The 23,589-nt window shown below is 37.6% G+C and carries 24 protein-coding genes; 12 read left to right on the top strand and 12 right to left on the bottom strand.

The genetic code is table 11. From position 1 onward, the window contains the following. The first annotated feature begins 31 nt into the window (after positions 1-31). From RUH60_RS05970 to RUH60_RS05960, 3 genes are read left to right on the top strand one after another with little or no spacing between them, the layout of a single operon-like run. Positions 32-2,476 (top strand): YfhO family protein, encoded by a 2,445-nt coding sequence (locus tag RUH60_RS05970; RefSeq protein ID WP_313806404.1) that lies wholly within the window; start codon positions 32-34, stop codon positions 2,474-2,476. Further along, entirely contained in the window at positions 2,476-2,847 is a 372-nt protein-coding gene (gene crcB, locus RUH60_RS05965) for a fluoride efflux transporter CrcB (protein ID WP_313806402.1), read from the top strand. Before RUH60_RS05970 ends, crcB begins: the two co-directional genes overlap by 1 nt. Further along, positions 2,848-4,125 (top strand): glycosyltransferase family 4 protein, encoded by a 1,278-nt coding sequence (locus RUH60_RS05960; RefSeq protein ID WP_313806400.1) that lies wholly within the window; start codon positions 2,848-2,850, stop codon positions 4,123-4,125. It begins immediately after the preceding gene. A 62-nt stretch (positions 4,126-4,187) separates the two neighbouring features. Here the strand turns inward: RUH60_RS05960 and RUH60_RS05955 are convergent, their stop codons facing one another. Continuing rightward, entirely contained in the window at positions 4,188-4,910 is a 723-nt protein-coding gene (locus RUH60_RS05955) for a hypothetical protein (protein WP_313806398.1), read from the bottom strand. Between the two features lie 300 nt (positions 4,911-5,210). Here RUH60_RS05955 and RUH60_RS05950 point away from each other — a divergent pair, with 300 nt between their 5' ends. After that, the gene (locus tag RUH60_RS05950; protein WP_313806396.1) at positions 5,211-6,410 is read left to right on the top strand and encodes a M28 family peptidase; all 1,200 of its coding nucleotides are present in this window, start codon (positions 5,211-5,213) and stop codon (positions 6,408-6,410) included. A 29-nt stretch (positions 6,411-6,439) separates the two neighbouring features. On the opposite strand, the gene uvrA is transcribed toward RUH60_RS05950, so the two are convergent. Beyond that, positions 6,440-9,226, bottom strand: coding sequence for an excinuclease ABC subunit UvrA (gene uvrA / locus RUH60_RS05945; RefSeq protein WP_313806394.1), 2,787 nt, complete (start codon positions 9,224-9,226; stop codon positions 6,440-6,442). Between the two features lie 305 nt (positions 9,227-9,531). Here uvrA and RUH60_RS05940 point away from each other — a divergent pair, with 305 nt between their 5' ends. Both RUH60_RS05940 and RUH60_RS05935 read left to right on the top strand, forming a co-directional pair. Further along, positions 9,532-10,116, top strand: a complete 585-nt coding sequence (locus RUH60_RS05940; protein ID WP_313806392.1) for a sigma-70 family RNA polymerase sigma factor — start codon at positions 9,532-9,534, stop codon at positions 10,114-10,116. Between the two features lie 52 nt (positions 10,117-10,168). Beyond that, positions 10,169-10,312, top strand: coding sequence for a hypothetical protein (locus RUH60_RS05935; protein WP_313806390.1), 144 nt, complete (start codon positions 10,169-10,171; stop codon positions 10,310-10,312). Between the two features lie 36 nt (positions 10,313-10,348). Here the strand turns inward: RUH60_RS05935 and nth are convergent, their stop codons facing one another. After that, complete coding sequence (gene nth, locus RUH60_RS05930; protein WP_313806389.1) at positions 10,349-11,002, bottom strand: endonuclease III; 654 nt, start codon at positions 11,000-11,002, stop codon at positions 10,349-10,351. A gap of 69 nt (positions 11,003-11,071) precedes the next feature. Between nth and bcp the strand changes: the two genes are divergently transcribed. Next, positions 11,072-11,530, top strand: coding sequence for a thioredoxin-dependent thiol peroxidase (bcp, locus tag RUH60_RS05925; RefSeq protein WP_313806387.1), 459 nt, complete (start codon positions 11,072-11,074; stop codon positions 11,528-11,530). A gap of 68 nt (positions 11,531-11,598) precedes the next feature. Here bcp and RUH60_RS05920 read toward each other — a convergent pair whose 3' ends face one another. Continuing rightward, the gene (locus RUH60_RS05920) at positions 11,599-13,065 is read right to left on the bottom strand and encodes a TonB-dependent receptor (RefSeq protein WP_313806385.1); all 1,467 of its coding nucleotides are present in this window, start codon (positions 13,063-13,065) and stop codon (positions 11,599-11,601) included. 84 nt (positions 13,066-13,149) lie between these two features. Here RUH60_RS05920 and RUH60_RS05915 point away from each other — a divergent pair, with 84 nt between their 5' ends. From RUH60_RS05915 to RUH60_RS05905, 3 genes are all read left to right on the top strand, one after another. Beyond that, the gene (locus RUH60_RS05915; protein WP_313806384.1) at positions 13,150-13,914 is read left to right on the top strand and encodes an MBL fold metallo-hydrolase; all 765 of its coding nucleotides are present in this window, start codon (positions 13,150-13,152) and stop codon (positions 13,912-13,914) included. 4 nt (positions 13,915-13,918) lie between these two features. Continuing rightward, the gene (locus tag RUH60_RS05910) at positions 13,919-14,344 is read left to right on the top strand and encodes a hydrolase (RefSeq protein WP_313806382.1); all 426 of its coding nucleotides are present in this window, start codon (positions 13,919-13,921) and stop codon (positions 14,342-14,344) included. Between the two features lie 120 nt (positions 14,345-14,464). Next, the gene (locus RUH60_RS05905; protein WP_313806380.1) at positions 14,465-14,974 is read left to right on the top strand and encodes a hypothetical protein; all 510 of its coding nucleotides are present in this window, start codon (positions 14,465-14,467) and stop codon (positions 14,972-14,974) included. Between the two features lie 34 nt (positions 14,975-15,008). On the opposite strand, the gene RUH60_RS05900 is transcribed toward RUH60_RS05905, so the two are convergent. The 7 genes from RUH60_RS05900 to RUH60_RS05870 form a co-directional block, all read right to left on the bottom strand. Further along, entirely contained in the window at positions 15,009-15,653 is a 645-nt protein-coding gene (locus tag RUH60_RS05900; RefSeq protein WP_313806378.1) for an alpha/beta fold hydrolase, read from the bottom strand. 3 nt (positions 15,654-15,656) lie between these two features. Beyond that, positions 15,657-15,983: a hypothetical protein gene (locus RUH60_RS05895; protein WP_313806377.1), complete on the bottom strand. Its 327-nt coding sequence runs from the start codon at positions 15,981-15,983 to the stop codon at positions 15,657-15,659. A 5-nt stretch (positions 15,984-15,988) separates the two neighbouring features. Continuing rightward, positions 15,989-17,242, bottom strand: a complete 1,254-nt coding sequence (locus tag RUH60_RS05890) for a dihydroorotase (protein WP_313806375.1) — start codon at positions 17,240-17,242, stop codon at positions 15,989-15,991. Further along, the gene (locus RUH60_RS05885) at positions 17,239-19,167 is read right to left on the bottom strand and encodes a BatA and WFA domain-containing protein (RefSeq protein WP_313806373.1); all 1,929 of its coding nucleotides are present in this window, start codon (positions 19,165-19,167) and stop codon (positions 17,239-17,241) included. Before RUH60_RS05885 ends, RUH60_RS05890 begins: the two co-directional genes overlap by 4 nt. A gap of 27 nt (positions 19,168-19,194) precedes the next feature. Beyond that, the gene (locus tag RUH60_RS05880) at positions 19,195-20,541 is read right to left on the bottom strand and encodes a DEAD/DEAH box helicase (protein WP_313806371.1); all 1,347 of its coding nucleotides are present in this window, start codon (positions 20,539-20,541) and stop codon (positions 19,195-19,197) included. A gap of 68 nt (positions 20,542-20,609) precedes the next feature. Beyond that, a complete protein-coding gene (locus tag RUH60_RS05875) occupies positions 20,610-21,374 on the bottom strand; it encodes a TIGR02757 family protein (RefSeq protein ID WP_313806370.1) in 765 nt (254 codons plus the stop codon). A gap of 4 nt (positions 21,375-21,378) precedes the next feature. After that, a complete protein-coding gene (locus RUH60_RS05870) occupies positions 21,379-22,074 on the bottom strand; it encodes an ABC transporter ATP-binding protein (protein WP_313806368.1) in 696 nt (231 codons plus the stop codon). Between the two features lie 239 nt (positions 22,075-22,313). Here RUH60_RS05870 and msrA point away from each other — a divergent pair, with 239 nt between their 5' ends. Then, entirely contained in the window at positions 22,314-22,862 is a 549-nt protein-coding gene (gene msrA, locus RUH60_RS05865; RefSeq protein ID WP_313806461.1) for a peptide-methionine (S)-S-oxide reductase MsrA, read from the top strand. 54 nt (positions 22,863-22,916) lie between these two features. Beyond that, positions 22,917-23,216, top strand: a complete 300-nt coding sequence (locus RUH60_RS05860) for a hypothetical protein (RefSeq protein ID WP_313806366.1) — start codon at positions 22,917-22,919, stop codon at positions 23,214-23,216. Between the two features lie 17 nt (positions 23,217-23,233). On the opposite strand, the gene RUH60_RS05855 is transcribed toward RUH60_RS05860, so the two are convergent. After that, positions 23,234-23,560, bottom strand: coding sequence for a DUF6787 family protein (locus RUH60_RS05855; protein WP_313806364.1), 327 nt, complete (start codon positions 23,558-23,560; stop codon positions 23,234-23,236). Between the last annotated feature and the right edge of the window lie 29 nt (positions 23,561-23,589).

The following is a 23,589-nucleotide window of genomic DNA, read 5'->3' as shown; positions in this document are numbered from 1 at the left end:
TAAGCGAATCGAAGCAATTTTACATACTTCTATGAAAAACCTAAACAAAATCTACCCTTATTTGCTGGTTATAGCAGGTTTTGCGATTATTTCCATTATCTATTTTTATCCGGTAATGCAGGGTAAAAAAGTATTCCAGAGTGATATAGCCCAATATATCGGAATGGCAAAAGAACAAGCCGATTTCAGAAAAACCACTGGCGAAGAACCGTACTGGACGAATAGTGCTTTCGGAGGAATGCCAACCTATCAGTTAGGAGCGAATTATCCGCACAACTATATCAAGAAATTAGACAGTGTTTTCCGCTTTTTGCCAAGACCTGCCGATTATCTGTTTTTATACTTTTTAGGTTTTTTCATTTTGTTGAAATCGCTTCGGGTTGATACGCTGAAATCGTTTTTTGGAGCCTTAGCCTTTGGGTTTTCAACCTATATGATTATCATTCTTGGTGTTGGTCACAATGCAAAAGCCCACGCGATTGCCTATATGCCGATGGTGGTTGCCGGAGTAATTCTGGTTTATCAGAAACGGTATGTTGTTGGTGGATTGCTCACGATGCTTGCCGCTGCTTTGGAAATCAATGCGAATCACTTTCAAATGACGTATTATTTACTGTTTTTGTTGTTGGTGATTGCGATTTATTATAAAATTCAATACTTAAAAGAGAAAGATTTTAAAGGACTTTGGAAAGTAGCAGGAGTATTTGCCATCGCTGCGATTTTAGCTGTTGGAGCGAATGCTACGAACTTAATGGCAACTTCGGAATACGCCAAATATTCCACAAGAAGTGACAGCGAATTGACTTTTTCAGCAGACGGTCAAAAAGCCGAAAGCAACAACGCAATGTCTTACGATTACATCACAGAGTATAGTTACGGAATTGCAGAAAGTTTCAATTTAATTGCACCGCGCTTGTTTGGTGGTTCTAACCATGAAAACGTAGGTGAAGGTTCACCAATGTATGATTTTGTCTTAACGCAAGGCGCATCACCGGCTGAGGCGAAAGATTTTGCTTCCTCAGTTCCTACTTATTGGGGCGATCAGCCTATTGTGACAGCCCCGGCGTATATTGGTGCAATCGTTTTCTTCTTGTTTGTTTTAGCAATGTTTGTGGATAAACGTAAAATCAAATACGCGTTTTTAGGCGGTGCGATTTTATCTTTGTTATTGTCGTGGGGAAAACATTTTCCAATACTAACCGATTTCTTCATCGATTTTGTGCCGATGTACAACAAATTCAGAGCCGTTTCATCGATTCAGGTTTTGTTAGAATTGTGTATGCCGGTCATGGCAATTTTAGGATTACAAGCCTTCTTTAAAGCCGAAGAAAAAGAACGTTTTTCAGCTTTATGGAAAACTGCTGCAGTAGCATTAAGCACAATCGTAATTCTGTTTTTAGCAAAAGGAATGTTCCGATTTACAGGAGGTAGCGACAGTATGTTTTTACAAATGTACGGCGAAATGGGACCACCATTCATTGATGCTTTGGTTGAACAAAGAAAAGCGATGTACACTTCCGATTTGTTGCGTTCGGGAATCCTTATTTTGTTGGCAGCAGGAACACTTTGGCTGTTTGTTAAAAATAAATTATCCGAACTGACAGCGATAATTATTGTTGGCGTTTTGATGGTTGGCGATTTGTTCTTCGTGGATAAAAATTACGTGAATAATGACAGTTTCGTTTCGGCCCGTCAAGCGGATTTACCATTCGAGGCAACACCAGCAGACGAACATATTTTACAAGACACCACAAATTACCGCGTTTTTGAAGTGGACGGAAACATGTCGAGCGCACGTTCGTCTTATTTTCATAAATCGATTGGTGGTTATCATGCAGCCAAGCCTAGAAAAATGCAACAGTTGTTCGACTATCAGATTGCTAAAAACAATATTGAAGTCTTGAACATGCTGAACGTGAAATACATCATTCAGAAAGACGAACAAGGGCAAGACATTCCGATGTTAAATCCCAAAGCGAATGGAAATGCTTGGTTTGTGTCTAAAGTTAAGGATGTTATGACAGCAGATCAGGAAATGAAAGCTCTTGATAAATTGAATTCAAAAGAAGAAGCTGTAATTAGCTTTGCGTCGAATGATGCCATGAGTATAAAATCGATGCAAGGAAGTTTTACGAAAGATTCAACAGCAACAATTCAGTTAAAAGCATACAAACCGAACCATATAAAATACGAATCCAACAACGCAAACGCAGGTTTCGGAGTTTTCTCAGAAATCTATTATCCAAAAGGTTGGATTGCTACAATCGACGGAAAAGAAGCCACGATTCTAAATGTAGATTACGTTTTAAGAGGTTTGCAAATTCCAGCAGGAAAACACACAATCGAATTTAAATTCGAACCAGAAGTAGTGAAAACCGGAAGTATGATTTCGTTAGTAAGTTTCATTGGAATGCTTGCATTAATCGGCTTTGGAATTTTTGCAGAAATTAAAAAACGTAAACAGGTTATAGCATAATGCGAATCCTTTTATTAATAGCATTGGGCGGAGGTTTAGGCAGCGTTTTTCGTTACCTGACTGCCCAGTTTATTGATAAAAATTTTGCATCGGTTTTTCCGTATGCGACGTTTACGGCTAATATTTTAGGCTGTTTGCTTATTGGTTTGTTTTTGGGGTATTTGGAGAAAAATAACATTACCAATTCCGATTTGAAATTCTTTTTGATAACCGGTTTTTGCGGTGGTTATACGACTTTTTCAACCTTCTCTAACGAGAATGTACAATTGATGCAAAACAATCAAATCGGAGCAGCATTTTTATACATCGGATTAAGTGTGATTTTAGGATTGACCGCCACTTGGGCAGGTTTAATGCTTTCAAAATTGTAAATGAAAAAAGTACTTATCATAACGTATTATTGGCCACCCGCCGGAGGACCCGGTGTTCAGCGCTGGTTGAAATTCGTAAAGTACTTACCCGATTTTGACATTGAACCGATTGTTTACATTCCAGAGAATCCAACCTATCCGTTAATGGATGAAAAGTTACTTTCCGAAGTGCCGGCAAACGTAACTATTCTTAAAAACAAAATTATTGAGCCGTATGCCTGGGCGTCGTTTTTTTCGAAAAAAAGTACCAAAAAAATCAGTTCCGGAATCATTCCAAATCAGAAGAAGCAATCGTTTGTTCAGAAAATGATGCTTTGGGTTCGCGGAAATTTGTTCATACCGGATGCGCGCGTTTTGTGGGTAAAGCCATCGGTAAACTATCTGACAAAATACATTAAGGAAAACGGAATTGATACGATAATAACAACTGGTCCGCCACACAGTTTACATTTAATCGGTTTGCAACTGAAAGAAAATTTAAAGGTAAAATGGATTGCCGATTTCCGTGATCCGTGGACAACTATTGGATATCATAAAGCGTTGAAACTATCGAATTCATCAGCTAAAAAGCATAAAGATTTAGAGAAAAAAGTGATGAATACTGCCGATTTTCTTTTGGTAACGAGTCCAACGACGAAAAAGGAGTTCGAAGCGATTACTACAAAACCAATACACGTAATCACCAACGGTTACGATATAGAAAACGTAGGACGACCGGCTTTGGATGGGAAATTTACGTTGGCGCATATCGGTTCGTTTTTATCGGAACGCAATCCACGAATTTTATGGAAAGCTTTGCGTGAACTGACCAAAGAAAATGAAGAGTTTCGCAAATATTTTGAATTGAAATTAATCGGTGCCACCAGTCAGGAAGTTTTAGACACGATTGCAGAATTCAAACTGACGGATTTTGTGAACAATTTAGGCTATGTTTCGCATCAGGAAGCTGTAGAACAACAACGAAAATCACAGGTTTTATTGTTGATTGAAATTGATTCCGAAGATACTAAAAGCATCATTCCCGGGAAATTATTCGAATACATGGTTTCCGAACGTCCGATTTTAGCTATTGGCCCAAAAGGCGCAGATTTTTCGGTAATCTTACAACAAACCAACACCGGAACATTCGCGTTGTACGACGAAAAAGAAAAAGTAAAAGAAACGATTCTGAAGTACTTCAACTTGTATTTAAACCAGAATTTAAAAGTGTTTCCAGTTGGTTTACAGCAATACAGTCGTAAGAGTTTGACAAAAGAGCTGGCTAGTCTATTAAAGTAAAAATCCCGCTTCACATTGCTGCTCCACGGGATTCTAACCAAACTAACCAACCAAAATCTTAATTACGATCTTTTATTTTTTGCCTTTACGGCTTTCTCATCTTGTTTAACTTCTTCGATTTCTGCTGCACTCATTTTGGCTTTTGTACCATCTGATTTGTAGTAGTAGTAATCGTCGTCGTTGTAACCTGATCCGCTATCATAACCGTAGTCATAATCGGTATCGGCACCATAATTTCCACCATATCCTCCTGTTGTTGCGAATGGGTTGTAGGCATACGCATGACTTGATCCGTTTACAAAACCTATCGCATCGATAATTTGGCCTCTGCGGTTGTAATAGATTCTTAAGCCACCAACACGAGTCAATGCATAACTGTTATAGCTCATGTATATGGAACCGACACGTTTTACACGGTTACGGCTATCGTAGTTGATGAACACATTACCTACACGTCTTACACGTCCGAAGTTATCATGCTCTACGCGAACTCCATAATTTGCAGGACCATAATAGGTTGTTGAAACACGAACCCCAGGCGCTCCATAAGTGGTGTTTACCGCTGCTCGTCTTGGTCCTGAAGGTCTGGTGTTGAAATCGAATTCACCGTTTGGGAATACGTAAAACTCAACTCCGCGTTCCATGAACATAATCGGTTCTGCGTTGCGATAATCCACATAATGACGTGGGTTTCTTCCGTTGTCAGAAAAAACAGGATTTTCTGACGCTAAAGCCATACTTCCTACCAGGAAAGTGCTGGCTACTAATAGAGTAATTTTTTTCATGACAATTTAATTTTATTCTTGTGCTTACTCTTTCGATTTTCAGCTTTCTCGAACAAGTAAAATTTCTTGTTGTTTAATAGTATCCAATTTGCGTGCCAAAAAATGAATGTAGGGTTTAGATTTTTTTGTTGAAATGTTTAAAGTGTTCATAATCATTGTGTTTGTTGAGCGAAGAAAATTTTAGTTGTTAGATTGTTTTTATATTTATAGATGATAATATTTTAAAATAAATCATCAAATAAGTTAAATTTTTATACATTCGTGAACCAAACTAACTGACTTAACTAAAACTAACTAAAAATGAAACGATGTTTCACGAAACTATTACTGTTGTTATCAGTAATAGTTTGTTTGCAAACCACCACAGCGCAGACTTTTATTCAGGCGTACGCTGATGTTGTCAATCAAACTTCACAATCAAACGTTACCACGAATTTGACCGAGTATGAAGGTTTAGGCGTAAAAGTAAGAGGCTCGTCGGCTTTACAAAACACTTTAAATTGGCTTAAAAACAAGTATTTGAGTTATGGTTATACGGCTTCTCAAATTGTTGAAGATTCGTATACATACAATTATTCAGGTTCTCCGGTAACTTGTAAAAATGTTGTGGTTACTAAAATCGGAACGGTTTATCCAAATACTTACGTAATTGTTTGTGGTCATTATGATTCGATTACCGGAACTGGAACAAATGACAACGGAAGCGGTGTAATAACGATTCTGGAAATAGCGCGATTGCTTCAGAACATTCCAACCGAATATTCTGTGAAGTTTATCAATTTCAGTGGGGAAGAAGACGGTTTGCGCGGAAGTTCGCATTACGTATCCAATGTTGTGAATGCGACCAATCCCAAAATGGACATCCGTTTGGTTTTCAATATTGATGAAGTAGGCGGAAGAGCCGGAATGGCAAACAATTCCATTACCTGTGAACGCGATACCGGGAATCCGACAACCAACAATGCGTTATCCAACACAATGACACAGGAACTGATGAACTGCGTGAGTTTGTATTCAACTTTAACACCAGTTTTATCGTATGCTTATGCCTCAGATTATATGCCTTTTGAAGAAAACAATGAAATCATTACCGGTTTTTTTGAAACCAACGAAACACCTTACGCACATACAACTAATGATTTATTGGTAAATATGGACCCGGTGTATAATTTTAACGTGGCAAAAGCTGCGGCAGGCGCAACACTTCACTTTGCCAAAGCAGCAACAACGCTTTCTAATAGTGAATTTGCAGATGATTTTCAGGTAAGTGTTTTTCCTAATCCGGTAAAAGGAAAATTAAGTATTAATTTGGGCAGTTTAACCAATCCGAATTATGTGTTTTCTATAGTCGATATCAACGGAAAGAAAGTGGCAGATTATGTTTTCAAAGAGGCCAAACAAATAGAAACTATTGATGTTTCAGACTTAAGCTCCGGAATGTATCTAGGTATTTTGGAAGCTGGCGACAAAAGAATAACGAAGAAACTTGTAATAGAATAAAAAAGACCTCAATTAAGAGGTCTTTTCTTTTATAGTTTTTCTTTTAAATATTTTCCGGTTTCGGATTTTGTGTTTTTTACTACTTCTTCCGGTGTTCCGAATGCGATTAGTTTTCCGCCGTTTTCGCCTCCTTCAGGGCCAATATCAATAATGTAATCTGCACATTTGATTAAATCGAGATTGTGTTCAATTACGACAATCGAATGTCCTTTTTCAATCAAAGCATCAAACGAAGCCAGTAATTTTTTAATATCGTGGAAATGCAAGCCGGTTGTAGGTTCGTCAAAAACAAATAACGCTTTTTCTTTGGTTGCTCCTTTTACTAAGAACGAAGCCAGTTTAATACGCTGTGCCTCACCACCAGAAAGGGTAGAAGAGGATTGTCCCAATTGAACATAACCCAAGCCAACATCCTGAAGCGGTTGCAGTTTTTGGGTAATTTTTACTTGTTTATGGTCGTTGAAAAAAGCAATCGCATCATCAATCGTCATGGTTAGAATATCGTCGATGTTTTTGCCTTCGAAATTAACTTCCAGAATTTCTTTTTTGAACCGTTTACCGTTGCAGGTTTCACATTCCAAGTGAACATCAGCCATGAACTGCATTTCGATGGTAACTTCACCGTCGCCTTTACAGGTTTCGCAGCGTCCGCCATCTACGTTGAACGAAAAATGTTTCGCCTGATAACTGCGCATTTTAGAAAGCTGCTGCTTTGAAAATAAATCACGGATGTCATCATACGCCTTAATATACGTCACCGGATTGGAACGCGAACTTCTTCCAATCGGGTTTTGATCAACGTATTCAATATGTTTGATGTGCGAATAACTTCCAGCCAAATCAGTGAATTGACCAGCTTTTTCGCCAACACCTTCCAGTTTTTTCTGCAGCGCCGGGAATAGTATTTTCTTAACCAATGTACTTTTTCCACTTCCTGAAACGCCTGTAATTACGGTTAAACATTCCAAAGGAAAAGTAACGTCAATGTTTTTTAAGTTGTTTTCACGCGCACCGATAACGTCGATATGATTTTTGAACTTGCGGCGTTTCTCGGGAACTTTAATTTCCATTTTACCGTTCAGATATTGTGCCGTCAGAGAATCGGATTTCAGGATTTCATCGTAAGTACCTTGGGCTACCAATCGACCACCAAAAGTTCCTGCTTCGGGACCGATGTCGATAATCATATCCGCAGCTTTCATGATGTCTTCGTCGTGTTCCACCACAATTACGGTATTGCCCAAATTGCGTAAATCTTCCAAAACTTTAATAAGTCTTTCAGTATCTTTTGGGTGTAAACCGATGCTTGGTTCATCTAAAATATACATCGAACCGACCAAACTACTTCCTAGTGAAGTCGCCAAGTTAATTCGCTGTGATTCTCCACCGGATAAGGTTGCGGAATTTCGGTTCAAAGTCAGGTAACTCAAGCCAACTTCGTCCAAAAAGCGCAAACGGTTGTTAATTTCCAGTAAAAGGCGTTTAGCAACTTTTTCGTCATATTCTGATAAAGTAAGTTCTTTAAAAAAATCGATTAGGTTTTTAATCGGCAAATCGACTAAATCAGAAATAGTTTTTCCGCCAACTGAAACGTAATTCGCTTCCTCTCGCAAACGTTTTCCTTTGCAGATGTTACATTTGGTTTTGCCTCGATAACGGGAAAGCATTACACGATTCTGTATTTTATAATTTTTCTCTTCTAATTCCTGAAAGAACGCGTCTAGGCCAACAAAATATTTATTGCCTTTCCAGATTAAGGTTTTATGTTCTTCCGATAGTTCGAAATAAGGTTTGTGAATCGGGAAATCGAAATGATGGCTGTTGTTAACCAATTGGTCACGATACCAACCCATGCTTTCGCCACGCCACGGATAAATTGCGTTTTCGTAAACCGATAAAGCCGTATTCGGAACGACCAATTCTTCATCAATACCAATTACATTGCCGTAGCCTTCACATTTCGGACAAGCGCCATAAGGATTGTTGAAACTGAATAAATGGATATTCGGTTCTAAAAACGTAATTCCGTCCAATTCAAAATTATTGCTGAACGTGAATTTAGTTTCCGAATTCAATTCCTGCAGATAACATTCGCCTTTTCCTTCGTAGAATGCGGTTTGAATGGCATCGGCTAAACGGTTGAAAAATTCTTCTTCTTCCTTAACCACAATTCTGTCGATAATCAACAGAATGTCTTTATTATCAAGCGAATGTTGATCAATTTCATCCAAACGAACCATGTTGCCATCCACCAAAATACGGGCGAAACCTTGTTGTAAAAGCACTTTCAATTTGTCTTCCAGTGCTCGGCCTTCTTCTAAATGAATCGGAGAAAGAAGTAGCCATTTGCTGTCTAAATCAAAGGTTTTTACCTGTTCGATTACGTCGGAAACGGTATGTTTTTTGACTTCTAAACCTGAAACCGGAGAATAAGTTTTCCCGATTCGGGCATAGAGTAATTTCAGATAATCATAAATCTCCGTAGAAGTACCAACCGTTGAACGCGCATTGGTAGTATTTACCTTTTGCTCAATGGCGATAGCAGGCGCAATGCCTTTGATGTATTCGACTTTCGGCTTGTCTAATCGGCCTAAAAACTGGCGGGCGTATGAAGATAAACTTTCCACATAGCGGCGTTGTCCTTCCGCATAAAGCGTGTCAAAAGCCAAACTGGATTTTCCCGAACCGGATAAGCCCGTGATAACCACAAGTTTGTTTCGAGGAATCGCCACATCCACATTTTTTAAGTTGTGAAGCTGCGCGCCTTTAATGATGATATTTTTCTTCGGTTCTAGTGTTGTGATGTCGGTTTGCATAGCAAAATTCAATGATTTGCAAAGATAACCAAAAACTGCTTTTTAAAGAATTGAAGCTGAAGTTTTTATTATTGTTATTCTCAATGTTAAAAAGGCTTGAAATTGCTAATTTGAAGATTTTCTATTGCTTATTTTGAATTTATTGTATCAAAATATGTTAAATATTGAATTTTTATTTGTGTATTAAAGATAAAATTCAGTACATTTGGGTTATTAATCATCACCAAAACATTCGCCTATTCGACAAAAATACTTTTTAGAATTGTAACATCGATTCCCAAAACCAAAAACTAAAAGGTATTATTATGGCTAATGTTGTACTTCCGGACGCAGTCCTAGTGAAAAATTATGTAGGTGGAGACGAAACTGCTTTAGCTACATTAATTGACAGACATCAATCTAAAATTTACGGTTTTATTTACTCTAAAGTATCCGACAGAGATGTAACTGAAGATATTTTTCAGGATACGTTTATCAAAGTAATTAAAACTTTAAAAGCAAAAAACTACAACGAAGAAGGTAAATTTTTGCCTTGGGTGATGCGAATTGCGCACAATCTGATTGTGGATTATTTCCGTAAAAATCAGAAAATGCCGTACTATCGTGAAACTGAGGAGTTTTCTATTTTTTCAATCATGTCAGACAACAGTCCGAATATTGAAAGCAGAATTATTTCGGCTCAGGTAGAACAAGATTTACAACGCTTGATTAACGAGCTTCCGGATGATCAGCGCGAAGTTTTGGTAATGCGTATTTATGAAGATCTAAGTTTTAAAGAAATTGCAGACGCAACCGGAGTAAGTATTAATACGGCTTTAGGCAGAATGCGTTATGCGTTGATGAATTTGAGAAAGGTTATTGAAAAAAATCAAATTATTTTGACCAATTAGACAATATTAGGACTTGAGTTGCGTTATAGTAGTATAATTGAAATACTAAAAAATGGCAAAACTCTACTCTAAGAAGAAAAAAGCAAGTCCAAAAATGTCGCCTAAGAAAGAAACGGTTAATTTTTTGCTCAATTACTCAAAGGCTTTGAGCATTACGAAAGTAGGTGACTTAACTTTTGAAAACCTTGCTAATTAGGGAAATGCCTCGATAAGAAATCGGGGCATTTCTTGTTTATTTCCCTTTGTGATACTCGTCAATTACCGTTTTTCGCCCAATGGTTTTGGTGATAATGTCTTTGTCTAAATTCCAGCCGCGAGCCGGTGAATATTCTCGTCCGTACCAGATAATCTGAAGGTGTAAATCGTTCCAAAGTTCTTCCGGGAAGATTCGTTTGGCATCTTTTTCAGTTTGTTGAACATTTTTTCCATTGGTTAAATTCCATCGATACATCAATCGATGAATATGTGTGTCTACCGGAAATGCAGGAACTCCGAAAGCCTGACTCATCACCACACTTGCCGTTTTATGACCAACCGCCGGTAATGCTTCCAAAGCTTCAAAACTCTGAGGAACTTCACCGTTGTGCTTTTCAATCAAAATTTCAGATAATCCGTGAATTCCTTTTGATTTCATTGGAGAAAGGCCACAAGGTTTGATGATTTCTTTAATTTCTTCCACTGATAGTTTGACCATATCGTACGGATTATCGGCTTTGGCAAATAAAATTGGTGTAATCTGATTTACCCGAACATCGGTACATTGCGCCGAAAGCAAAACTGCAATTAACAACGTATAAGCGTCTTTATGATCTAGCGGAATCGGTATTTCAGGATACAATTCGTTGAGAGTATTGATGATAAATTGTACTTTTTCGTCTTTAGTCATTTTTTTATTATTAGAAAATGTGGCAACTTTGAACAAATTTAAACTTTATACCATTCAAATAAAAATATAATGAAAATGCTTCAAAAAGGTGACAAAGCACCAAATTTCACTGCGGTTGACCAAGACGGAATTGCACATAAACTATCGGATTATAAAGGAAAGAAGTTAATCGTTTTCTTTTATCCTGCTGCGAACACGCCAAGTTGTACTATCGAAGTTTGTAATTTGAGGGATAATTATTCGGAATTAGTAAAAGCAGGTTATTCGTTGTTGGGTGTGAGTGCCGATACGCAAAAAAAGCAGTCGAATTTCAAGAACAAATTTGAATTGCCGTTTCCGTTATTGGCGGATGAAGATAAAAAACTGATTGAAACTTTCGGGGTTTGGGGACCAAAGAAATTCATGGGGCGCGAGTTTGACGGAATCCACCGAACGACTTTCATCATTAACGAAAAAGGAATCATCGACGAAGTAATTACGAAAGTAAAAACCAAAGAGCACAGCGCTCAGATATTAAGTGTTCAGTAAAAAGTGAGGAGTGTTCAGTATTCAGTGGCCTGTATTACAACTGCAAACTGACCACTGAATACTGCAAACTATTCTGCTTCTTCCAGTTCCTTCTTTTCACCACAACCGAATAGGTTGTTTTTCTTGATGATTTCCGCAATACCTTCCGGTAGCATGTCTTCCCAACCCGATTTTTCTTTTGAAATCAGTTTTAAAACTTCACGGGAGAATATTTTAAGGTGGTCTTTATCGAAATCCGTGATATCCAATACTTTTCCGTTGTAAGCGAAGAATTTGTACAATTCTTTCATACGCGGATGTACTTTTAAGTTTTGCGAATTGATTACTTCGCCGTTTTCTTCCATCGGATACAAGAATACTTTTAAATCGCGGTAGAATAATTTTCCGAAAGCTTCCAGAATTCCACCACTCAAATGACGGTAATACTTTTCGTCGAAAATGTCAATTAAGTTGCTGACACCCATGGCTAATCCCATGCGGGCTTTGGTATATTCGGAGAAATATTCCACTACTTTGTAGTATTCCTGGAAATTGGAAATCATTACGGTTTGTCCTAAAGAACACAGCAATTCAGCTCTGTCCATGAAGTCACGCTCGTCGATTTCTCCTTCAGAGCGCAAATTGGAAAGTGTAATTTCGAAAACTACCAAGGCATTTTCTTTATCCACTTTTTTCTCCTGCAAAAACATCTCCAACGACTTCTCGTACATGTCCATATTTACTTTGGTAACCGGTCGGAAACTTCCGCGTAGGGCCAAAATATTTTTCTTGTACAATACCGCAGCTGGTAAAACATTATTACCGTCAGGTCCGAACATTACGGCTTCGGTCATTCCGTTTTTAACCAATTGTAAACTCATCAAACGGTTGTCAACGTCTTTGAATTTCGGTCCGGAAAAGTTGATTGTATCAATTTCCAATTGGTCTTTATCCAAATGGTCGTACAAATAACGTAAGAGTTTTTTCGGATCATTGTGCTTGTAAAAAGCACCGTATATCAAGTTAACGCCAAGAATACCAAGGGTTTCCTGTTGTAATTTGGAATCATTTTCTTTGAAACGAATGTGAAGGATAATCTCGTTGTAATCTTCTCCCGGATCTACCTGAAATTTAATGCCCATCCAACCATGACCTTTGAATTGCTTTGCAAAATCTATGGTCGCAACAGTATTAGCATAACTGAAGAATAATTTTTCCGGATGTTTTTCACGCCCCAAACGTTCTTCAATCAAACGAGTTTCGTGGGCTAACATTTTACGCAAACGGCTTTCGGTTACATAACGACCGTCTTCTTCGATACCGTAAATGGCGTCACTGAAGTCTTTGTCATAGGCAGACATCGCTTTTGCAATCGTTCCGGATGAAGCACCCGCACGGAAAAAGTGACGAACCGTTTCCTGACCCGCACCAATTTCGGCAAAAGTTCCGTAAATGTTTTTGTTTAGATTTATTCGTAAAGCCTTATCGGCAATGGCGGGAACGTGCTCAATTATTCGGTCGCCTTTTAATATCAATTCTCCTTCGGTAATCTTCATGTTTTCAATAGATATTGACAAAGTTAACAAAATAGCTATTTTTACAAAAGATAAATAATTCTATTTTTGTAAAAAATCATCCGTTTGAAAGTATATTTTTTGGGAACAGGTACATCGCAGGGTATTCCGGTAATCGGGAGCAATCATCCTGTTTGTTTAAGTAATGACCCAAAAGACAAGCGTTTGCGGGTTTCTGTTTGGTTGCATTGGGGAGAATTTTCGTATGTAATTGATTGTGGTCCCGATTTTCGTCAACAGATGTTAGCATGCGGATGCACAAGACTCGACGGAATCCTTTTTACCCACGAACACGCCGATCATACTGCGGGTTTAGATGATATTCGTCCGTATAATTTTCGTCAGGGCGATTTACCGATTTATGCACATCAACGAGTTTTGAATAATTTACACCAACGTTTCGGATACATATTTGCGACTGAAAACCGTTATCCGGGAGCACCATCTGTTCAGGAATTTGAAATACAAGAACAAGAAACGGTCATTATTGGTGATAAAAAAGCAATTCCGATTAATGTGTGGCATGGTGATTTGCAGGTTTTCGGATTTCGGGTGGACGATTTTGCGTATTTAACGGATGTAAAAACCATAGATGATGCCGAAATTGAAAAATTGAAAGGTGTTAAGGTTTTGGTAATTAACGCTTTGCGTGAAGAACCACATGCGACGCATTTCAATTTGGAAGAAGCCTTGGCTTTCGTAGAACTAATCAAACCGGAGCGAACTTATTTAACGCACATCAGTCATTTGCTAGGTTTTCACCAAGAAGTAGAAAAAAAACTGCCGAAAAACGTATTTTTGGCTTACGATAATTTAGAAATTACAATTTAAAACCATGAAAAAAATCGTCTTATATCTGTTCATTTTGTCTTTGTTGTTCAACATTTTTCAATATATGAATTCGACAAAGATTCTAAAAACCCAAAGCAAAGAGATTGAAAATTGTGATGCCAAAATTAAAATGGTACGCGATTCGTCGAACATTGTTTACAATCAGATGATTGACGCGAATTATTTTTCTTTGGAAATGAACGATGAATCTCAGAATTATCTGGAAAATTATAGTATTACTGAGCTTACGGAGCAACTTCGCAATGAGTTATTGGCCTTGAATGATGATCCGAAGGGGAATCGTTTAGTGCCGTATGATGCCATTGACGGGAATAAATTCATCATCAACAAATTTAAAATCATTAATCACCGATGGATTATAGCCGATGTGTATTCCGGAAATTTTCGCGGTGAAATTCTAATCAAATAATTCCTGAATGAAGGAAAACCAACCGATTTTGAAACGATACAAACGCTTTTGCATCAACCGAGAAAACCAGGACAATAATTTGTTGTTTTTCGAGTTTTAATTAACCGCTATTTTCGAATCATGAAAAGAAATTTATTCATAGTAGTTATCATCCCTTTTTTATTGGCGTCTTGCGACTTGATTTTGAAGCCGCGAGATAAAGATAACGAAGTAGATTTAGGAGATAAAAAAGTCGTTTTAGGTACGGATAAAGACGAAAAAGGCTGTGTGACTTCGGCGGGCTATATGTGGTCTGAAATTAAAAACGGTTGTATTCGTGTTTTCGAAGAAGGTTATCGTTTGGCTCCTTATAAAAATGAAGCTGAAGCAACTGAAGAAGACAATGAGCAAGCAACCTTGAATGCTTATATCATTTTCAACGAAGAGCAAGACAAAGCCGAATTGTTTTTACCAACGTCTTCCAAATCAATCATACTGAAAAGAGAAAGCGAAGGAAAACCTTATGTAAACAACGATTGGATGCTGGAATCCTGGAAAGGTTACGTGCTTAAGAAAGGAACTGAAATTCAATACGTTTCGGCCATTGCACAAGAAAAGAAATTTGTCGGCAGCGATAAAGTAGAACAATAAAAAAATCCCGCTTAAATTAAAGCGGGATTTTTATTTAAGACTGTAACCAGTTCTTGAAATCGTAAAAATTTTGTGGTGCTACACCGTGACCTACGGGATATTCTTTGTAGACTATGTCTAAGCCTAAATCTTTTAAAAATTCTGGTGCCTTTCGTGCCCAATCCACTGGAATAACCTGATCAACGGTTCCGTGGGAAATGAAGAATTTTAAATCGCTAATATTGTTGTTTCGGAAGTTCTCGTCAATAATATCTAAATTCAGATAACCGCTTAAAGCTACTACACGCTGTACTTTTTCAGGAAACGAAAGCGCAACACTATAACTTAAAATAGCTCCTTGACTAAATCCAATTAAAGTAACTTTGTCTTTGTCAATTGGGTAATTTGCAATTAGTTCATCAATGAAATTCGCAATCAAATCACGGGAATCACGCGCTTGGTCATTATCGGAAAATTTGTTCTCATCGGCATCAAAATGAATGGCATACCAAGCATTTCCGTACGGTGGAAGTGAATAGGGTGCACGAGCTGAAATGACATAATATTCTTCAGGTAATTCCGAAGCAAAAGAAAACAAATCTTCTTCATTACTACCGTAACCGTGTAACAATAGCAATAATGGGTTTTTGTCGAGTTTAACCTTTGGTTCTCGAACTAAATGATATAATGAAAAACTCATGAATTATAAATTTTTAAACCAATCTTGGAAATAAGAACCAACCAAAGGCGTTACTTTTTCTTCACCTTGAACAGCAGCAATAAAACCATAAACCCATAAAATGAATCCAAAAACATAGAAGGCAGATGAAATCATCCAACTGTCAAAATAGCCAATGAAATAGCCTAATACCCAAAACATTAAATTGATTCCCAACGCCTGACGAATGTGGAATTTGGCAAACGAATTTTTCGGTTCCAGATTCATGAAAATCGCAATGATACTTCCCAAAATGGTTAGATAACTTATAATTGCCGTAGTTTTTCCTTGTTCTACCGTGTTGTTTTCCATGACGATTAGTTTAAGATTAATTGTCCGTTATTGTAAATTCCGTAGGCGCGACCTTTCATCGGTTGGCCTAAGAACGCAGAATTTTTAGATTTTGAAAGAATATTTTCTTTGGTAAATTCCCAATTTCCTGCTGTGGTGAATAATGTGAAAGAAGCTTTATTTCCTTCTTTAATTGCCGATGATTCAATTCCGAATACCGATTTTCCTTTGGTTAGTTTTTCAACGATAACGTCAGTAGGTAAAATAGTCTGCAATGCCCCGAAAGCACTTTCCAAACCGATAGTTCCGTTTTTAGCATTGTCGAATTCCATCTTTTTAAATTCAATATCAATTGGGTTGTGGTCGGAAGTAATCATGTCAATCGTTCCGTCTAAAATGCCTTCAATAAGAGCTTTTCTGTGGTTCTCGTCGCGTAATGGTGGTGTTACTTTATATCTTGAATCGAATCCGCTCAAAACGTCATCGGTTAAAACTAAATTGTGTATTGCTACAGAACAAGTTACGTTCAGTCCTTTAGCCTTTGCAGCTTTAATCAATTCCACCGATTTTGCAGTAGAAATTGTCGGAATATGCATTTTTCCACCGGAATATTCCAATAAAAACAAGTTTCGGGCTACTTCCAATTCTTCTGCCAAAGCAGGAATTCCTTTCAATCCTAATCGCGTACTCACCAAACCTTCATGAACTACACCGTTTCCTTTGATGGTTTTGTCCTGACAGTAGGCAATCACTAATCCGTTGAAATCCTGAACATATTGTAAACCGATTTTTAAAATATTGGCGTTGTCGATGTTCTTATTATAATCCCCAAAAGCAACCGCTTCGGCATTTTTCATGTCGAACATTTCGGCTAAATCGGTTCCTTCGCTGTTTTTTGTAAACGCTCCGATTGGATGCAATTGGGTAGCAAAACCGTTTGATTTATTCAGAACAAAACTCACTTGCGATTGGTTATCGATTACCGGAAAGGAATTGGGTTGCAGCGCCACGTTCGTAAATCCGCTTTTTGCTGCAGTGTTCAAACCGTTAGCGATAGTTTCGCGGTCTTCAAAACCCGGTTCGCCAAACGAAACCGACGAATCGAACCAACCTTGCGAAAGGTGTAAATTGTCTAATTCCACCACTTTAAAACCATTTTCAGAAGACAGATTTTGTCCAATAGTTGCGATGCTGCCGTTTTCCACTTTAACATCCACTTTTTGGTTGTGAAAAGGACTTTCTTTATCGAGTATCGTTGCGTTTTTAAAAATTACGTTCATTTTACGAATTTTTGGATTAGTAGTTCGAGTAATAAAAAGAGTAGTGTTGCGATGATGAAATACTTCCAGATTTCGTTCCCGGTTCGTGCCGAATGAATGTCGTCAAACACTGTAGAAACTGAATCTGCTGAAGTAAAACTATCAAATAAGTTGTCGTTGCGTTGGCTCAAATCACTTTCAGTTCGGGCGTGATTGAAGCTGATATTTTTTAAATTTTCTTTGTTTTTCAATACCGAATAATTGCCTGAAGTTTCCGGATAATCCCCAAAAGACAATTTGATTTTATTATTCAGAATCTGTTGCATAGGAATGAAATCGGAAGCATCATTTGCGATGGTAACTACTTCATCTTTAGAAAGTAAAACGTCTAAAATCAGGTTTTCATTTTCTCCGATTGTATAAGCAGAAATTCCGGTTTTCTGATTGTTTTGCGCCATATTGTAAAACGTCGGAACAATTAATGGCGAATTTTGAAAGTTACTGTTCGTTTTATTAATCGGCGAGGAAAACACATAAAAGTTTCCGATTTTATTGGTCACCGAACCTAAGAAAAACGATTGATCTGCGTAGCTTAAAACCGGAGCAGTATTACCGTTAAAGGTAAATGCCGAGTTTACTTTCGGATATTGGAAATTGTCAATTTTCTTTTCAAAAACCGTCTGGTATAACGGATGGCTGAACGCGATTTTCGTAATCTGTTTTTCCTGATTTTGAATTGCATTTGCTTTCAATCCGGTAAAATTCCCTAAAAAAGTATTTAAATTTTGAACCGAATTTTCCGAAGAAGGAATCAGTACGATATTGCCGCCTTTTGCGTAAAAATCTTTTAAAGTTGTTCCCAACGCCTGCGGAATATCTTTCAATTCATTCAAAACCACAGCATCTTGATTTTCAAGAGAATTATAGTTTAAAGTGTTTAATTCAGTATTGGTGAAATTGAAATCATCGGCGGTATAAATTCGGGTAAGGAATTGATTTTTAGCAGCATCACCAATTACAGTAACATTTGATTTTTCAGGTTTGGAAATGCTGAAATAATAGTGATTGTCGTAAGTCAAACTGTTGTCTTCAATTGTCACATAACCGTGAAAATCTTTTTTAGGCAGTGTAAATGTGATCGATTTTTTGTCCGAGTCTGGTTTAACCGATGTTTTGGCAATCAAGTTGTTACCATTGTAAACCGACATCGGAATTTCAGTATCCACTTTACCGTAAACAGCAATGTCGACTTTAATTTCATAGAAATTTTCCAGTTGTTGGCTGATGGAAACCTTGTCAATACTGATATTGTTTTTATTTTCAGCTTCCGGAAGCAAACTGTAAACCGATTTTCGTTCGGCTAATTTTTGAACTTCTTTCTGTTCAACTCCAACGACATCACTTATCACCACGATATCAAGCGGAATGTTGTGTTTCTTGGTTTCGATTTTGGTCAGCAAAAAATCTAATTGAAAAGGCGTCGAGCTGTATTGCAAGTTTTGTAAATCTTTCTGTAGCGACTTTATATCGGTGTCCCAAAACGTTTCGGTGTTGGTCACTAAAGAGAATCTTTGTTTTTCCGGCGTGTTTTCCAGTAAATCTTGAACGGCTCTTTTGAGTAATTCGCCTTTACTGCCTTTGGCTTGCATCGAAAAGGAATTGTCTAAAATGATAACCATTTCATTACCAGTGCTTTCACTATCTTTTGCTTTGAAAAAAGGTTGCGCAAAAGCCAAAATCAAGCAAGTCAGCAACAATAAGCGCGTTGCTAATAACAGCCATTTTTTGATGGTCGAACTTTTTCGAGTTTGTATGGAAAGCTCTTTGAGAAGTTTAACGTTGGTAAAATATTCCTTTTTAAAACGTCGCAACTGAAATAAATGCACTAAAATTGGTATCACCAACAGGAAGAGGAAATACAGAATTTCAGGATGTTTGAATTGCATTTAGTTGTAAAGATTTTTCAAAGATAATTATTTTTTCTTTCTCTTCTGCGCTCTTTTGCGTTCCACTTCACGGTTTCTTGGAGCTGATTTTCTCGGGGTTCGTTTTCCCGGTCCGCCCAAATTCACTTTTTTATTTTTATCCGATTTCTCGTGGAAAGCGGCGCCGCCTTCTTGTTTTGGTTTCTTTAAAAGGAATTTGATTTTTTTCTTTTCCTTTTCGAATTCCAAACGTTTTTCTTCGATTTTAACTGATGAAGGAATTTCCAGAATTTCCAGTTCCTTTTCCATTAAAAGCTCGGTTTCAATTTTCAATTCTTCCTCATTCGGACCAATTAAACTGATGGCGATACCTTCTTTGTCGGCACGTCCGGTACGACCAATTCTGTGAATATATTGTTCGGGAACTTCAGAATATTGCAGATTAATCACGTGCGTAATATCGGAAATATCTAAACCACGCGCCATGATATCAGTAGTAACAATACCGCGAATTTCACCATTTTGAAAACTCGCCATAGTATTCAAACGGTAATTTTGTGACTTGTTCGAGTGAATTACTCCAAATTGCTCCGGAAAATCTTCTTCCAATAAATCCATAGCGATATCGGCTACTTTTTTATTGTTTACGAAAACCAAAATACGTTCCAAGGTTTCATCTTCGGAAAGCAAATGTTTCAGTAAATTGATTTTCGTCAAAAAGTTCGGAACGTGATATCCTAATTGCTTGATTTTTTCAAGCGGTGTACCCGATGGTGCCAAGGAAACTTCTTCCGGAAAATCGAAAAATTCTTCCAGCATTTCGTCTACTTCATCGGTCATTGTCGCTGAAAATAAGATGTTTTGGCGTTTCGGTTTCATCATCGACAAAATCGAAGTTACCTGAAAACGGAAACCTAAATTCAGAATTTCATCAAACTCATCAATCACCAATTTCTGCATTTCGTCAAAACGGATTACGTTATCAAGCGCTAAATCCATTACACGACCAGGCGTTCCCACTAAAACATCTACGCCTTCATAAACCGATGTTTTTTGAGTGTTGATATTCACACCACCATAAACGCCCAGAACACGAACAGACATGTATTTGGTCAGTTTTTCCACTTCTTCGGCAACCTGAACTACTAATTCGCGAGTTGGAACTAGAATCACAACTTTTGGCGTATGCGTTGGTGTAAATTTCCATTGTTTTAAGATGGGAAGCAGGTAAGCAAAAGTTTTACCGGTTCCGGTTTGGGCAATTCCCATTACGTCACGGCCCGACATGATTACGGGAAACGCACGCTCCTGAATTGGAGTAGGCGTAGTCACCCCGATTTCGTCGATGGCTTTCTGTAAAGACTTCGGTAAGTTAAATTGCTCAAAACTGCTCATAACACGGATATTTTGGGCAAAGATACAATTTCTAAATTTAGTAGTAGAAGTTAGGAAGTTTTCTAGTTTTAAAATCCTTCAAAAACGCCCAATCCAAATAAGGCAAAATCATACTTCACAGGATCGTTTGTGTCTAATTTTCGAAGATTTGCATCCAATTCCGCTAAAGCTTTGGAATCGTTTTGTTTACGGGAAAGTAGTTCTAATTTTCTTGCCACGTTTCCGGAATGTACATCTAACGGGCATGAAAGTTTATACGACGAAATAGTTTTCCAGATACCAAAATCCACACCTTTATTGTCTTGGCGGCACATCCAGCGCAAATACATGTTGATGCGTTTGGCAGCAGAACCGCTTAATGGATTTGGTAAATGCTTTTCAGTTCTGGATAAGTGATTGATTTCAAAGAAGATTTTTTTGAATTCCGAAATACTTCTTTGCATGGAATCCGAATCTTGATTTTTAGCAAAAACCGCTTCTAATCCGTTGTGATTCTGGTAAATATTGCGCAAGCTTTTGATGAACCCGATAAAATCCTGACCGTTAAAAGTTCGGTGTACAAAGCTCTCGAGTTTTTCCAAATCGGATTCCGAATGACACATTACGAAATCATATGGTGAATTTCCTAGCAATTCAACTTGTTTCTGTGCGTTTTTGATAATCATTTTACGATTGCCCCAAGCGATGACGGATGCCAGAAAACCCGAAATTTCAATATCTTCCTTCAACGAAAACTGATGCGGAATCTGAATCGGATCACTTTCGATAAAATTCGGATGGTTGTACAACTCGACTTTTTTATCGAGAAAATCTTTTAATTCGGTAAAATCCAAAATGTTATTCGTTAGAAATGGGGCTATCGTTGGTCACTTCGTTACGGATATCACCATCAACCATGACTAATTTTCGATCGGCCATATTGGCTAATTCTTCGTTGTGCGTAACGATTACAAACGTCTGTCCAAATTCATCACGAAGTTTAAAAAATAACTGATGCAAATTTTCTGCCGAATGTGTATCCAAATTCCCGGAAGGTTCATCGGCAAAAATTACAGCTGGTTTGTTGATTAAGGAACGAGCCACTGCCACACGTTGCTGTTCACCACCTGAAAGTTCGCCTGGTTTATGGTCGTAACGATGTGATAATCCTAAATAATCCAATAAGCGTTTGGCTTCTTCTTCAGTTTCTTTTTTGTCTTTTCCGGCGATATAAGCGGGAATGCAAACGTTTTCCAAAGCCGTAAATTCAGGAAGCAATTGATGAAACTGAAAAATGAATCCCAATTGCAGGTTTCGGAATTTGGATAAGGCTTTGTCGTTCATCTTCAAAACATCTTCGTCATTGATAAGCAGTTCCATGTTTTTTTCGGAAGAAGGTTTGTCCAGCGTTCCTAAAATCTGAAGTAAAGTCGTTTTTCCTGCACCCGAAGCACCAACAATGGAAACGATTTCGCCTTTGTTGATGGTAAGGTTTACGCCTTTCAGTACATGAAGTTTGTCGAAATATTTATGAATGTTTTTTGCCTGAATCATCGCTCTGAATTTCTACAAAGAAACGAAAATTTTGAGTTGAATGAAATCCGAATCGTTCATTATTCCGTAAGTAGTATAAAGTTTCGTTAACGATGAAAAATCAGGATTTAAGAATTGTTACATTTGAAAAAAGAATCGCCATGAAAGCATTTTTTGTATTTTTAATTGCATTTTCGACGCTAAGTTGTCAGTCGAAAGAGAAAAGCCTGTCTGCAGAACAAAATAAGGAAAACAATACAATGAACGAACAAAAAGGATTGGAAGTAGCCACGGTTGCCGGCGGATGTTTTTGGTGTACCGAAGCTTTATTTTTGGAATTGAAAGGTGTGAAAAAAGTCGTTTCCGGATATATTGGCGGAACAACGAAGAATCCAACCTATGAAGAAGTTTGTTCAGGTTATTCCGGTCATGCCGAAGCGATTGAGATAACTTTCGACCCAAATGAAATTTCGTATGAAGATATTTTGGAAGTGTTTTTTGCCACCCACGACCCGACAACACTAAATAGACAAGGCGCCGATGTTGGAACCCAATACCGAAGCGAAATTTTTTATCACAATGATAATCAGATGAAAGCTGCGGAAAATTTCATAAAACTTTTGACCGATCAGAACATTTTCGGGAAGAAAGTAGTAACGAAAACTTCAGCCGCTACGGTTTTTTATCCGGCAGAAGATTATCATCAGAATTATTACAACCGCAATAAAAATCAAGGCTATTGCATGGCAGTGATCAGCCCGAAATTGGATAAACTGCGTAAAAACTATAAATCGAAATTGAAAGAATAAGTCAAAAATAAAATTTGGCATTTATTTTGTAGTAGGTATAGAAAAGATAAATTAATGACAAACACCGAGTTACAAACGCAAACCGATAGTAAAAACAAAAAATTAGTCTGGAGTATTATTTTAGACTTGGTTGGTTATGCTTCGTATGGAATTCCGTTGGTAGCAGAATTAACCGATGTGTTTTGGGCACCAATTGCAGGTTTTGTTTTAGCAAGAATGTACAAAGGAACCGTTGGAACCATTGGTGGATTAACCGTTTTTGTGGAAGAATTATTACCGGGTGTAGATTTTATTCCAACCTTTACACTTACCTGGATTTATACTTATCTGATAAAGAAAGAAGAAAATAAATAGAATTACAAGGAGTCTTTTTAGGCTCCTTTTTTATTTCCGAAAGCATCTGCAATGAAACCTAATTTCATGCCGCGAAGCATTTTGAAAACGAAATTTTTAAAGAAGGTATGTTGCCCGAAAATAGTTCCGATGGTAACCAACAAAACTTTGTAAACCGGAAGAATTATCAATATGTAAAGCGGCCAATATAAAAACGGACTTAAAGTGTCGCGCGTTATTCCCAAAGCTTCAAGAATTGGTTTTGAAAGATAGGAAGCGGTTGTTCCGGTAATGGCAAAAACAACAAAAATGACAGCCATCTGCCAATTGCTTTGAATGCCCCAACGCTCTTTTAAATTTGCCATTTTTCTGAAATATGCTCAAAAATACAAAT

This window comes from Flavobacterium sp., assembly GCF_032153895.1.
In the GTDB taxonomy this organism is placed as follows: Bacteria; Bacteroidota; Bacteroidia; order Flavobacteriales; family Flavobacteriaceae; genus Flavobacterium.
Note: the sequence above shows the minus strand (reverse complement) of the source record. Positions and strands in the feature narration are given on the sequence as shown.